Raw genomic sequence first — 14,340 nt, forward strand, 5'->3', positions numbered from 1 at the left:
TGAATACTTCAATTATAAAAATCAGCTATGGCTTGTCTGTGTTTGTTGATTCTGTGAAACCTCTGAGAAGATTGACGTCTCGCCTTATATGGAATAGCTTACCGTCTGCCCCCTTAGCTTTAACATTCACAAAATAAACTCCTTGAGCAATGTTCTTACCTTTAAATGTTCCGTCCCAACCTGTGCTGGGATCAGTCCATTCAAATACCTTTTGTCCCCATCTATTGAAAATAACAGCATGAAATTCAACAATACTCTTAAAAGTTTTAGCTTTATAAATATCATTGATACCATCACCGTTGGGCGAAAAAGCATTTGGCATAATAAGCTCACTTTCACTTATCGAAACATTGATAGGATCATAAATGTTGATAGTGTCACTCCCAAGTATTTCAAATAGACACACACTGAATGAGCCTGCTTGATTAAAAGTATATTCTGTGTTCTCTTCGTAACGGACTAAAAAAGACTGCTTAAAATTATTTTGTTCAAAAAAGTGCCATTCAAAATGAGTTCCATCGGGGTAATTATTTGTAGGATTAGCTACAAAATTTACCTTTAGCGGAGCTGAACCAGAAAAACCTTGAACAGAATTGAGGGTATCAACAGTTCCTTCTTCGTTAAGAAAAACTCCATACGGACTACAACTTTGGGCCGATATAGACAGATAACTCCCAAATGCAGCGAAAAACACTAATATTTTCAAAAAAAATGATTTCATAAACGCTTATTTCTGCAAATATATAAAAAATCTATCGACAAGAAGCAAAGACTAAATACTTTTTGGTATCTTTGCATAGTGTTAAACTAAAAACGTGAAAATATGAGACACTATTTTAAATATTTGCTGTTTTTACTTACTTTGACATGGAGTGTGAATACTTTGGCGCAAACTACAATATGGCGAGATATTCACAAAGTAAAGAAGAAAGAAACCATATTTGGAATAGCCAAGGATTATGGTGTAAGTATCCAAGAATTGTTGGATGCGAACCCTGAGATGAAGCGTGAAGGCTATGAGTTGAAAAAAGGCGAATGGATATTCGTACCTTTTGCAAAGTCTGGCGATAAGAAATCGGAGACATCCAGTGTGATGCCAGCAAAAAAAACTGTTGTAACGAACGCTGCAGTCACAAGCTCCGTTCGTGTAGGGGTGATGCTTCCATTACATAATAACGATGGTGACGGGAAAAGAATGGTCGAATATTATCGTGGGATATTGATGGCTTTAAATCAATTAAAGGCAGAAGGCATAACTACAGATGTTCATGCATGGAATGTGCCTAAGGATGCAGACATCCGAACAACGTTATTGGACAAGAATGCCTCTGCACTTGATATCATCTTTGGCCCGTTATATTCAAATCAAGTCAAGCCATTGGGAGATTTTTGCCGTACTTATGGAATAAAACTTGTTATCCCATTCTCTATTGAAACTGACGAAGTCTTGACCAATCCAAATATTTACCAAGTTTATCAGAATGATGACCGTCTGAATAGCAAGGCCATTGCCTGTTTTTTCGAGCGTTTCCAAAAGACCCATCATCCCGTGTTTATTGATTGCAACGATGCTGGAAGTCAGGTCGGGATATTTACAAGCTCACTGAGAAAACAATTGGAATTGGCTAACATAAAATATGATTTGACGAACATTAATTCACCAGCAGCTGATTTTGCCAAACATTTTGATTCCAGACGTCCTAATGTAGTGATTATAAACTCGGAAAAGAGTCCGCAACTTAATCAGGTTTTTGCTAAACTTGATGCTTTAAAGTCGACCAATCCTGGATTAGCAATTTCCATGTTTGGATACAATGAATGGTTTATGTATCAAGATTACTCCCTCGCCAATTTTTTCAAATACGGAGTTTATATTCCTTCTACATACTATTATAATAAAGTAGCTGATAAGACTGAGAATTTGGAAAAATTATACCAATCAACATACGGAGAAACTATGAGTAAGACATATATTCCTCGATTCGCCATAGTAGGGTATGATCAAGCCCAATTCTTTGTCCGCGGTTTCAAGAACAAAGGGAAAACTTTTAGGGGGAGTAGCATGGAAGTAAAATATTCACCTATCCAAACTCGTTATAACTTCGAGAAAGTTGGGAAGGGCGGTTATATGAATAATCATTTTCAATTGATACATTTTAAGACTGACCAGACGATGGAAAATCTTGTGTATTAAATTAAAGGAAAAACTTACTTTATCTAATTAAAGAGAAATACAATCAGAAGATGATAATGCGTAGATTTATATTATTCCCATTATTGCTGCTCGCTCCTCTCATGGGCTATGCGCAGGTGGGTGATTATCGTAATGACTTCTCCGTTGGAGTAAATGCGGGATATGCGTTATCTAATGTCGGATTCGATCCGAAAGTTTCACAGACAATGCACGGAGGAATAACCGGTGGTGTAAGTCTGCGTTATGTTTGCGAGAAATATTTTAATACAATCTGTTCAATTTATGGTGAAGTAAATTTTGCCTCTTTGGGATGGAAGCAAGAAATTCTCACGGGTACAGACGAAAAGGTAGTCAATTCCAATGGGGCGACTGAAGAATATTCCCGAACTATGAATTATCTACAGATTCCTGTTTTTGCCCATTTGGCATGGGGCAAAGAGAAGACCGGATGGAATTTCTTTGTACAAGCTGGCCCGCAGATAGGTCTTTTCTTGGGTGAGTCAACAGTGAAGAATTATGAGACGCCTAATCTTTCAACCGATGGCACAGGCAGAAGTAATACGATTATAGCGCAGGAATCAATGCCAGTTGAACATAAATTCGATTATGGAATAGCTGCCGGACTTGGTGCAGAGTGGAGTAATCATCGATTGGGGCATTTTCTCCTTGAAGGAAGATATTATTACGGACTTGGGAATATTTATGGTAACACGAAAAAAGATTTCTTTGGAAAGTCCAATAACAATTCAATAATAGTTAAACTTACCTATCTAATAGATTTAACCAAAACAAAATAATATTATGTTTAAAAATCATCCAAAAGGTCTTTTACAGGCCGCACTTAGTAACATGGGCGAAAGATTCGGCTATTATATTATGATTGCCGTGCTCGCTCTTTTCCTTTGTTCAAAATTTGGTTTGTCCGATGAGACTTCCGGTCTTATCGCATCTCTTTTTCTTGCTGCCATCTATGTGATGAGTCTTGTGGGAGGTATTATTGCTGATAAAACCCAAAATTATCAGCGAACCATTGAAAGTGGTCTTGTTATTATGGCCTTAGGCTACATTGCCTTATCTTTCCCGGTTATGATTACCCCTCAGAACAATTCCTTCTGGCTTGGTTTCACTATCGTGGCACTTGCCTTGATTTCGTTTGGTAATGGTCTTTTCAAGGGTAACTTACAGGCTATAGTCGGTCAGATGTATGACAACTTTGAAACAGAAGCCGCCAAAGTCTCCCCTGAGAAACTGAAATGGGCTCAAGGACAACGTGATGCCGGCTTCCAGATTTTCTATGTGTTCATAAACATTGGTTCACTGGTGGCACCGTTCTTGGCACCTATGCTTCGTAGTTGGTGGCTTGGCACCAAGGGATTTACATACAACGCTGACCTTCCAAAGCTTTGCCACGACTTCATTAATGGCAACATAGGCAATAATATCGATAACTTACGTACACTCACAGAGCAAGTTGGAGGAAATGCTTCTGACCTTGTATCGTTCTGTCCGCAATACCTCGATGCCTTCAACACAGGTATTCACTATTCATTCATTGTTAGTGTGCTGATGATGCTTGTGTCCTTGGCTATTTTTGTATTCAACAAACGTAAATTCCCCATGCCCGGGAAAAAGGAAGAAGTTGTTGTGGAACAATACACAGAGGAAGAAAAAGCAACCATGGCAAAAGAAATCAAACAGCGTATGTACGCACTCTTTGCCGTACTGGGTATTAGCGTATTCTTCTGGTTCTCATTCCACCAAAACGGACAGAGCTTGTCTTTCTTTGCTCGCGATTTCGTTAAGACGGATTCCATCGCACCTGAAATTTGGCAATGTGTAAATCCATTCTTTGTAATTTCCCTGACTCCGGTCGTGATGTGGATTTTTGCATATTTCTCTAAAAAGGGCAATCCAATATCTACACCAAAGAAAATTGCCTATGGTATGGGAATAGCAGGAATGGCATACATCTTCTTGATGATAATTTCCTTGATTTACAACTATCCTTCTGCTGAAACATTCACAGCCATGGATCCTATATCACGCTCTGCTGCCAAGGCGGCTCCATGGATTCTGATCCTTACCTATTTCTTCCTCACCGTAGCCGAATTATTCATCTCTCCGCTTGGTTTGAGCTTTGTGAGTAAGGTGGCTCCAAAACATTTACAAGGACTGTGCCAGGGACTTTGGCTCGGAGCCACTGCCGTTGGTAACCTCCTCCTTTGGGTAGGTCCGCTGATGTACAACAAGTGGCCGATTTGGGAATGCTGGTTGGTATTTGCTATCGTATGCGGAATCTCTATGATTGTAATGTTCTCAATGGTTAAATGGCTCGAAAGAGTAACTGAGGCATAAGCGATTTGTAAATATCTAACTTATAAATAATCTCTTGTCACATTTCAGTGACAAGAGATTTTTTCATTGACGAACTCACATATGAGCATTGTATAACGAGGATGCTTAGTAAGATAGGTATCCACTTTAGTTGCTGTACTATCTTATAAAAGTGTGTAAAGCCCCTTTTTCCAGGTTATGGGTAAACAGACACTTAATAGCGAACATTCGACTCGGCCATCATCATGAAATTATATTTCGTATTATTGATTGCATTGCCTTTTGTCCTTGAGACGCAAAATAGGGGAGTGACTATATCTTTAGCACAGAGTCTTTCCCTGTAATGTATTAGTTTTCAGTATGATATCAAAGGGTTTCCAAAAGGTGAGGTTTCGCTGGCTGTTTTATGACCAATGACTCTGCAAAAGGTCAGCTTTCATATTGTAATGGATGAGCTTTCATTAAATTGAAGTCTTGAATGAATGCAGAATAGCTCTTGTTGCATTTCATTTTTGGTGGTAAAATCAAATGTAGATGAAGACTTGTTTTTTACCAACGCAGAGTAAATCTTAAAAGATTGTTATTCGAATGACAAGAGAAGAAGATTGATTTATAATTTGTCTGCTAAGTATTTTCCCGTAAAACTGTTTTTACATTTGGCAACTTCCTCTGGTGTTCCGGCTACGACTAGTTTTCCTCCTTCTTCTCCACCATTAGGGCCAATGTCGATTACGTGGTCAGCGCATTTAATTATATCCATATTATGTTCAATCACGAGAATGGTATGACCTCGTGAAATAAGTGCGTCAAAAGCACTTAGCAAGCGTTTTATATCATGAAAATGTAAACCTGTGGTAGGCTCATCAAACATAAAGAGCGTTGGTTCTTGCCGTTCATGTCCGATGAAGAAGGCTAATTTCACACGTTGTATCTCACCGCCTGAAAGCGTTGATGAGTTTTGCCCCAATTTAATATATCCCAGTCCTACATCTTCCAGGGGCTTAAGTCTATCGACTATTCCTTTCTTTTTATGCTTTCCAAAGAACTGTATGGCTTCAGAAACAGTCATGTCAAGAACATCATTAATGTTTTTTTCATGAAAGTAAACATCTAATATTTCTCGTTTAAAGCGTTGACCATGACAGGTCTCACACTCTAACACTAAATCTGCCATAAACTGCATTTCTATTGTAATAACACCAGCTCCCTTGCATTCTTCACATCTCCCTCCATCTGTGTTGAACGAGAAGTATTGGGCTGTGAGTCCTAATTGTTTTGATAGTTGCTGCTCTGCAAATAGCTTTCTGATTTCATCATAAGCCTTCACATAAGTTGCAGGATTCGACCTCGTGCTCTTTCCGATGGGGTTCTGGTCTACGAATTCGATGTGTTTGATTTGTTCAACATCTCCAATCAGCTGAGAGTATTCGCCAGGTATCTCTGCTATTTCGTCTAATCTTCTCTTGATGGCAGGGTATAGCGTTCCTTTAACAAGAGACGATTTCCCACTGCCGCTGACGCCAGTTACCACAGTCATAACATTTAGAGGAACCTTGACATCAATTCCCTTTAGATTGTTCATCCTGCATCCTTTCAATTCTATTGATAGATTCCAGGATCGTCGGCTCTTGGGTACTTCAATTATTTCTTTTCTTGTTAAATATTTCAGAGTGTATGAGTTGGGGTATTGTTCTAACAATTTTATATACTCAGAGTTTCCAATTGCCGTATTGGGAATTTTTCCCTCAAAAACAATTTTTCCTCCTAATCGTCCAGCATCAGGGCCAACGTCAATGAGGTAGTCTGCTGATCTGATTATTTCCTCATCGTGTTCCACGACAACGACGGTATTCCCTATGTTCTGTAATTCTTTCAGTACGTGTATCAGCCTTTGTGTGTCTCTGCTGTGTAAGCCAATAGACGGCTCGTCTAAGATGTACAGAGAGCCAACCAGGGATGACCCTAATGACGTCGTCAGATTGATGCGTTGACTTTCTCCTCCACTTAACGAGTTCGATTGGCGGTTCAGCGTCAGGTAACCAAGTCCCACATCGATAAGGAATTGTAGCCTATTGGTTATTTCTGAAATCAGCCGTTTGCTGACTTTTTGTTCTGTATCTGTGAGTTTTAGCCTATCAAACCAACTTTTTAGGTTCGAAATCGGCATCTCTACTAAATCGGTTATTGCCATACCTGCAATCTTAACCCATGTCGCTTCTTTTTTCAGTCGTTTGCCGTGGCATGCCTTGCAAGTTGTCTTTCCTCTGTATCTGCTTAGCAATACCCTGTATTGAATCTTGTACTGATTATTCTTCACCATTTGGAAGAATGAGTCAATGCATATTTTTTCATTGAGAATGTTGTCTGCATCGCTTGGTAATCCATGCCAAAGTTGGTCCTTCTCCTGTATGGTCAGTTCAAAATACGGTTTGAAAATGGGAAAGTTGTCTTTGACAGCTCTTCGGCAAAACTCCTCTTGCCAGATTTTTGTCTTATCACCATGCCAGCATTGAACACATCCCTCATAAACCGATAATGACGAATTGGGTATGACCAAGTGCTCGTCGATACCAATAATCTTGCCAAATCCCTCACAAGTTGGACAAGCGCCAAGCGGAGAGTTGAACGAGAACATATTATCGTTGGGCTCTTCAAACTTAATTCCATCTGCTTCGAAACGCGTGGAGAAATCATACGACAGGTTGGCAGGTAGAAAAACAACGCGCAGCATCCCATTTCCTTCATAAAATGCTGTTTCACAAGAGTCGGTCAAACGTGAGATTGTTTCTTTTGAGTCATCTACCGACATTCGGTCAATCACTAGAAATATTTCCTCTGCTTTGAGCTCCTTGACCTCTGGTTGATTCGCCTCTAACCAATCATCAATTCGTTGCATCTCTCCTTTCACGAATATTCTTGCATATCCTTGCTGGATTTCCATCTCCAATTGCTCATGGATCGTTCTCTCATTGTTCAGATGTAATGGAGCTAAAATATAGAATTTCGTACCTTTGGAGAAAGTAGAGACTTTTTCTATGACATCCTCAACTGTATGACGTTTGACCTCATTTCCACTTATGGGACTGAAAGTCTTGCCTATTCTCGAAAAGAGCAAACGTAAGTATTCATAGATTTCTGTGGAAGTGCCTACCGTGGAACGTGGATTACGTGCAATGACTTTCTGCTCGATTGCGATTGCTGGCGGAAGGCCTTTTATAAAATCTACTACGGGTTTTGACATTCTGCCAAGGAACTGCCTGGCGTAGGCAGAAAGGCTTTCAACATATCTACGTTGTCCTTCGGCATATAAAGTGTCAAATGCAAGTGATGATTTTCCGGATCCTGAAACGCCGGCGATTACAACGAATTTCTCTCTCGGAATTTTTACGGTAACGTTGTCTAAGTTGTTAACCTTTGCACCTTTTATCTCTATATAATTATCAAATTTATGCTTGATTCTATTCATCTTCTTCATTCGAAGTCTGTTGTTTATAAATACAAAAATACAAAAAAGATTTGTTTTCTCAATCTAATTCATGTATATTTGCAAATAATCACCAAACAAATTTATATTATGAAATATAAAATATTAATTATAACGGCTTTACTTTTCCCATCAGTTGTCAGTATGGCTCAATCCACCTACGAGATTATTAATGCCAAGCAGAATCCTATCAAAGTTGGAAATGTCGAAAACCTAACGGTCGATGCTCAATATCAGGAGTGGCTTAGTCTGTATGAAAAAGTCGGATATGAAATTAATGAGGTGTCGGAGCAATACCAACGCGAAGTCGATAAACGTGGATATCCCAAGAAGAAGACGGTTTTGCAGAAAATCAAGTTGGTGGAGCAATATATACATCTGTTGAAGCAACAAAGAGATTCACCCACGTTGAATCAAAATCTCGACTTCAAGAAAGTTGAAAATAAAATCTCTTTATGGGAAAATCAGTTGGAAGGTCTTAAATTTCTTCTGAGTAAGTTATAATATAAGCGTATGAGTTCTTTGCATTTCTGGTAAAGACATGATAGATATAAAATTATCCTATTTCAACTTTAATACTTGCTGAGGAATAGACTATGGATGAGCAGAATAACATAATAAATGAGTATGCTGACCCTGTTGAAGAGAGACAGATAAGGCATTTTGCTTGTAAGGAGATGAGCCGTCAGATTCATCGCTACATAAAAGGAATGCGAGGGTCGAAAGAACACATGCTCAGATTTGAGGACACCATGCAAAAGTTGTCACTTGAGGAAAGGGAAAAGGCCATCGCTTTGTATCTTGATCTCAATCGTAAGGCAATCAAGGGATTGGATATGAAGTTGGTGTTGGTGAGGTCGATGGCCAATTATACTGACACTTTTGGGTATCTGATGACGCTGGTTAATGACAAACGTAGGGTGGTACGCTATCTTAAAATGCTGAATGACATCTACATCCAGTACCATGAAGTGATAGAACGTGACGGAAAGTTTGGCATCCTCGACCATCAGGGCAATGTCATACTCAGTCCCATATACGAATTCGTGCGTACGTGTTATGTTTATGTAGACGATCTTCGGACGATGCCGATTATAGCCCAGCTGAATGGCAAGATGGGGCTGGTTCTTCCTGATGGAAAGGATACGCAAGTAACTCCATTTAAATATGATAGCATATCATTGCGTGAGGAACCACCTTATTTCGAGGCGCGTTACGATTCCAAGGAAATACTGCTGACAACGGATGGTGTGGAAAAAGAAAAGCCTATGCCCGCCAACAATATAGAGAATTAGTCGAAATTCACGATATATGCAAAAAGTCGCCCTGACAGTTAAATGCCTGGGCGACTTTGTTTTTTCACACGTTCATGGTGGCGGACTAACGGATTCTGGCCGCCACCTGTAGTGCTACCCGTCTCGTTATTCTTGTCGGCCTTTTCCTTCACCTACTCATACTCACCAAACGAAAGTGTAGGTGTCATGGTCGTATTCAAGCGAGATGGGATAGCCTAAGGAATTCAGTATCCAAGAGAAAATCATAGGATTGTTTTCATCATCGACAAGTCTTACCGGCAGATTTTTGGTTGCTTTTCCAAGTATTCCTGCATAATAAGCGTACCCCATTTCGTCCATATCAATGCCAAATGTTGCGTCAAAGGCCATGAGGCAGCCTTTGTTCTCAATCGGTGAAGTTACTTCCGTTGAGGTGTAATACACTTTACAGGGGTTGCTTTCTTTTGGTTCATCAGCAGAAACTGTTGCTGTTTCAACGATGTTACCGTCTTGATATTTAATGGTAGTCTTCTCGTTTCCGCCTTCAGAGCGCAGCATTGTCAGCAGTTGGCCATCGTCGTTGTAGGTGAAATCCCATGTTTCATTTTTATGGTCTGTATTCCATTCACTTTCTCTGGGATTTTTATGGTAATTTGTCTCTTCACAGTGCTTTACAAAACCATTTTTGTTGAGGTACAAATTGAATACTTGTTTTTTTTCTTCCGAGCTTTCAACAGTCATAATCACATTGGGTGAATTTGCTGCACGGGTAGTAGGTTCTACGTATTCAAATGTAACTGTCTCGTCCTCTGCTTGGATTGCTGAAATCTGCCCCTTCTTATTTGTCTGAATGGTCATACCTGCTACAATCTTGGGTAGTCCGCCTGTAAATACTGTTTTAGGGTTCACTGCTGCACCAATAGCACCATTACCATCATTACCTTCATTGTCATTGCTACATGACGAGAGAGTCATTGTTGCGCACAATGCCACTGTGGCAAAGTACGCCATTGTTAGGATTTTCTTCATTGTATCTGATTTTATTGTTAATGCAAATATACGATTTATTTCATGAAACGCAATGCGATGCCTTTGTTTCTTCAGTATTGCTGATTTTTCTCCTCTGCGTTAAAGTGCGAACAACCTTGTCAATACGCTCCAAGAATGTCCGCACCTAACGCCGAGAAACTCTCTTCAACACCCAAGAGAATTGCACTTCCGTTTTGAATGTTTACAATTTATTCTGCCAATGGAACAGCAAAATAGGCTTTCTTTCCTGTAGGATAAATACCTTGAATGTAGAGTACTGGCTCCTTGCTGGTTGAGGAAGCCTTGACCTCTTGCTGAAGATTCTCGATGCTCTTTATGACAGCGTCATTTACTTTCTGAATGATAAATCCTCTGTTGATTCCCGATTCCTTGAGAGCGCCACTGCTCACCTTAATTACTTCCAGCCCATAGGAGATGTTGAGTTGTTTCTTTTGAGTGTCTGAAACAGGACGGAACTGGCCGCCTAAAACATCTATGTCAACTTGCGCGATAGGTTTTGTCGTACCTTGTGCATTCTTCAGTGTTACAGTCTTGGTTATTTCTTTCTTGTTGCGGATGAAAGTGATGCTTGCCTTGTCGCCTGGGCGTTTACTATTCAGTGCCTGTTGGAGTTCTGACATTTTGGAAACCTTTTTCCCATCGAACATTGTAATCACATCGTTCTCGCGAAGATCTATATCCTTGGCATTACCGTCATCATTTACTTGAGCGACATAGACACCTTCGTTTGTACCGAGATTAACTTCCTTGCCTTGTTCTTTCTGTGCATTGATGTAGTTAAGTACATCACCACCTTGAATACCTAATGTCACGCGCTGAACATTTCCGTATTTCTTTATATCATCGACAACTTTTGTCATAATGGCCGTCGGTATGGCAAAGCCATACCCTGCGTAGGAGCCAGTCTGAGAATAGAGCATTGCATTGATGCCGACAAGCTCTCCTTGAGCGTTTACGAGTGCACCGCCAGAATTACCTTGGTTGATGGCTGCATCTGTCTGGATGAAACTTTCGATTCCGTTTGGAGTGGCGCCGAGTCCACGTGCCTTCGCACTTACAATTCCTGCAGTAACCGTATTATTCAAGTTGTAGGGATTGCCCACTGCAATTACCCATTCGCCCACCTTCAATTGCTCTGAATCACCAATGGGAAGGGTAGGGAGATTTTTCCCGTCAACCTTGATCAGCGCCAAGTCTGTGCTTTTGTCAGTTCCTACTATGCGAGCAGAAAACTCACGGTTATCATTAAGTGTGACAGTCAATTCATCAGCACCTTCAACAACATGATTGTTCGTAACGATGTAACCGTCAGCCGAGATGATTACACCTGAACCTGTAGCCTGTCTTTTGGGTGTTTGAATCTGTTGCTGGCGAGAACCGCCGTTACCGCCAGGGTTACCGAATCCAAAGAAATCGAAGAATCCTCCAAATGGATCATCTGGTACTTCAACGGTCCTGGTCTTGGAGTTTTGTACATATTTGATATGAACGACTGCTGGAAGAGCTTTATCTGCCGCATAAGTTAGGTCAACGGGCTGCCCTGGAACTGCTACTGAAGCCTTTGCTCCATAAACTTTAATGAAAGCTCCTGTAGAGAATGCGAGTGCAAGCACACAAGATGCACCAATTAAAAACTTTCCTAAATTTTTCATAACTTCCGTTTAATAATTAATTTATATTTTATGATTACAATTTATTCTATCTATTGCCTAAAAACTACATTTTTTTGCAATCGGCTCATCGGTAAAACAAATGCAAATATAGACCCAAAAAATGTATTTCAGAAACTTTATCCGACTTCTTTATTCGATTTTAACAATTAGTTTTAACAACTTAACGGCTCTTAATCTGTGAGGCCCTGAATTTTACATTCGTTCAAAAAAGAAATCCGTTGGAACTCGGCTCAGACGTATATCTGGGAGGAAGAATACATGTGAAGTTTTATCGAATAGAAGTAAAAAAAAAATAATATCCTTTGCTTTTTATCGAATTTACACTATCTTTGCAACAAAATACACTTAGGTAGTTTTCCGGTTCTGTCGCTGGTATTTTAATGTACAAGAGGAAAGTCCGGGCGGCATAGGGTATCTTGCTTCCGAAAATAGAAGCTATTGGCAACAGTAGATGTAGGTAGAAGAAAATAACCGCCAAAATATTGGTAAGGGTGAGAAGGTAGTGTAAGAGACTACCAACAGGTGGGTGATCACCTGGTTGTACCGTTCAGGAGCCGCAAGTTCATGTAAACCGTTGTTTGAGGGCTACCCGCCCAAAACTTTAAGTTACAACGGAGGGTAGAACGCTTTACTGTAAGGGTGACCTTTCAGATAGATAAATGACAGACATCTTCATATTATCGAAAGATGATGAAGATACGGAACCCGGCTTACAAGGATTGCTACTTAAATTAAACTCACATCTTCTCCCATTCTTGGGAGAATGATGGTGAGGTTTAAATACAATGTGAATATGAATCTATCACCAGAATATAAAACGATTTTAGATGATTTTCAACATCAAGTTGAACACAAGATAAATCTCTATGGAAGTGAAGCCTCATTTCCTCAACGGCCACAACACCTGAGCGAAGAGTCCCTCTCTGATTATCTTTTTGAAATTCAGGCAGCTTTGGATAGTTTTGGAAGTACGAAATCACAATATACAATTGCGGGATTTCTGATGTGTTTACCAATAATTATCATATCGGCTTTTCCTGATGATTGTTTGCCATTTAAGGATTTTTACAACGTTCTGTTGGCAATTGGTGTAGGATTGGTATTGTTCGCAACCTATTGGATTATTTCAAAGTTGATGATTCGTAATAAAATTAACAATGTAAACAAGGCTTATCCAGAAGTAAAAGCCTATGTAGATAAAGTCCTTGCATATAAATAATTGTATGATGGATTACCGTCAACCAAGTTGTTCATTGGCTAATATTTAATTTTTAACAATATGGAATTACCTGATTTATCTAAATACAAAGATAAGTTTACCAAAACAGGGTTTGTAGAGAAAATCCATCGAATTGCCAAGCGTGCGGGAGCGAAGTTGGTATATGCTGCGTTGATACTCTATTATTCAATGGAGAGTGATAAAGTGTCCATCAAAGACAAAGCTATCATTATCGGAGCTCTTGGATATCTGATTTCACCATTGGATATTGTTCCTGATGCGATTCCTATAGCGGGGTTGGGTGATGATCTAACTGTTCTAATCTATGTGCTTCATAAGATTTGGGGGAATGTGGGAGAGGATGTCAAGACGAAGGCCCACGCCAAGCTTGTTCAATGGTTCGATGAGGATGAGATGAAAGGTGCTGATGACTTATTCAATGAAGACAATTCTAACAATCCCATATAGATATTCGTAGAAAACGAATATCATATAGTTGATTAGCCTTAAGCTATTTGACCGATAAACAATCATCGATCGATAATTTTGAGATTGTGGTCTATAACTATTCCGTTTCGTATGGTTATACAGTATTTTATTATAGCAATAGTATTTTTTGTTTCTGTAGCTTATGCTATTTTGCTCCTTATCAAGGCATTCAAGAAAAAGAATGATCCCTGCAAAGGTTGTTCAGGCTGTGCCATTCATGAGCAAATGCTTAAAAATAAATCAACTTCTGAAGGCAAAACCCCTTCATGCTATCGCAAAAAGTAGAGAAAAATTTGGCGGAATGAAATTTTATTACTAAATTTGCACTCGCATTTCAGAAGTGATGTCTTTTAGTAAATGTAATTTGGTGCCTGGGCCGGTCGGTTAGGTAACGGTCTGCAAAACCGTGTAGAGCAGTTCGATTCTGCTAGGCACCTCGCTTATTTCCAAATAAAAAATGTCAGAACCATCACGATTCTGACATTTTTGATTTATTATAGGGGTAATGGACATTGCGTAGGCTGAAAATTGGCTCAGTAGAAAATCAATGGGGGAATAATTTGTTATTTATCTTAATAATTCCGACCTTCGCATTATGGAAGAAAAAATGTTACGCACCTTGG

12 protein-coding genes, 1 tRNA gene and 1 other RNA gene are annotated in these 14,340 nt (G+C 39.6%); 10 read left to right on the forward strand and 4 right to left on the reverse strand.

The features are described from left to right. Nucleotides 1–25: 25 nt before the first annotated feature. Nucleotides 26–721, reverse strand: coding sequence for a gliding motility-associated C-terminal domain-containing protein (locus tag H515_RS0107430; protein ID WP_025876963.1), 696 nt, complete (start codon nt 719–721; stop codon nt 26–28). A gap of 102 nt (nt 722–823) precedes the next feature. Here H515_RS0107430 and H515_RS0107435 point away from each other — a divergent pair, with 102 nt between their 5' ends. Genes H515_RS0107435 through H515_RS0107445 form a run of 3 tightly spaced genes read left to right on the forward strand, consistent with a single transcriptional unit; the run spans nt 824 to nt 4,549 of the window. Continuing rightward, nucleotides 824–2,194: an amino acid ABC transporter substrate-binding protein gene (locus H515_RS0107435; protein ID WP_025876965.1), complete on the forward strand. Its 1,371-nt coding sequence runs from the start codon at nt 824–826 to the stop codon at nt 2,192–2,194. A gap of 50 nt (nt 2,195–2,244) precedes the next feature. Then, nucleotides 2,245–2,991, forward strand: coding sequence for a porin family protein (locus H515_RS0107440; protein ID WP_025876967.1), 747 nt, complete (start codon nt 2,245–2,247; stop codon nt 2,989–2,991). A gap of 4 nt (nt 2,992–2,995) precedes the next feature. After that, nucleotides 2,996–4,549 (forward strand): peptide MFS transporter, encoded by a 1,554-nt coding sequence (locus tag H515_RS0107445; protein ID WP_028901787.1) that lies wholly within the window; start codon nt 2,996–2,998, stop codon nt 4,547–4,549. A gap of 589 nt (nt 4,550–5,138) precedes the next feature. Here the strand turns inward: H515_RS0107445 and uvrA are convergent. Then, on the reverse strand, nt 5,139–7,994 hold the full coding sequence (gene uvrA, locus H515_RS0107450) for an excinuclease ABC subunit UvrA (RefSeq protein WP_028901788.1): 2,856 nt from the start codon (nt 7,992–7,994) through the stop codon (nt 5,139–5,141). 108 nt (nt 7,995–8,102) lie between these two features. On the opposite strand from uvrA, the gene H515_RS0107455 reads away from it, so the two are divergent. Next, a complete protein-coding gene (locus tag H515_RS0107455) occupies nt 8,103–8,516 on the forward strand; it encodes a hypothetical protein (RefSeq protein WP_025876973.1) in 414 nt (137 codons plus the stop codon). Between the two features lie 92 nt (nt 8,517–8,608). Beyond that, nucleotides 8,609–9,307 (forward strand): hypothetical protein, encoded by a 699-nt coding sequence (locus H515_RS0107460; protein ID WP_028901789.1) that lies wholly within the window; start codon nt 8,609–8,611, stop codon nt 9,305–9,307. A gap of 162 nt (nt 9,308–9,469) precedes the next feature. Here the strand turns inward: H515_RS0107460 and H515_RS0107465 are convergent, their stop codons facing one another. Beyond that, on the reverse strand, nt 9,470–10,315 hold the full coding sequence (locus tag H515_RS0107465) for a DUF4595 domain-containing protein (protein ID WP_025876975.1): 846 nt from the start codon (nt 10,313–10,315) through the stop codon (nt 9,470–9,472). Nucleotides 10,316–10,524: 209 nt separating this feature from the next. Beyond that, nucleotides 10,525–11,988: a trypsin-like peptidase domain-containing protein gene (locus tag H515_RS0107470; RefSeq protein ID WP_025876977.1), complete on the reverse strand. Its 1,464-nt coding sequence runs from the start codon at nt 11,986–11,988 to the stop codon at nt 10,525–10,527. A gap of 371 nt (nt 11,989–12,359) precedes the next feature. Between H515_RS0107470 and rnpB the strand changes: the two genes are divergently transcribed. The 5 genes from rnpB (at nt 12,360) to H515_RS14545 (ending at nt 14,154) form a co-directional block, all read left to right on the forward strand. Beyond that, nucleotides 12,360–12,738, forward strand: an RNA gene (gene rnpB / locus H515_RS13760) — RNase P RNA component class A. Between the two features lie 64 nt (nt 12,739–12,802). Next, on the forward strand, nt 12,803–13,228 hold the full coding sequence (locus H515_RS0107475) for a hypothetical protein (RefSeq protein WP_025876979.1): 426 nt from the start codon (nt 12,803–12,805) through the stop codon (nt 13,226–13,228). A 60-nt stretch (nt 13,229–13,288) separates the two neighbouring features. Further along, entirely contained in the window at nt 13,289–13,696 is a 408-nt protein-coding gene (locus tag H515_RS0107480) for a YkvA family protein (RefSeq protein WP_025876981.1), read from the forward strand. Nucleotides 13,697–13,807: 111 nt separating this feature from the next. Continuing rightward, nucleotides 13,808–14,002, forward strand: a complete 195-nt coding sequence (locus tag H515_RS15285) for a FeoB-associated Cys-rich membrane protein (protein WP_161625402.1) — start codon at nt 13,808–13,810, stop codon at nt 14,000–14,002. Between the two features lie 81 nt (nt 14,003–14,083). Continuing rightward, nucleotides 14,084–14,154 (forward strand) — tRNA-Cys (locus tag H515_RS14545). Nucleotides 14,155–14,340: the final 186 nt, after the last annotated feature.

The sequence above is a fragment of the Prevotella corporis DSM 18810 = JCM 8529 genome (assembly GCF_000430525.1).
Taxonomy (GTDB): domain Bacteria; phylum Bacteroidota; class Bacteroidia; order Bacteroidales; family Bacteroidaceae; genus Prevotella; species Prevotella corporis.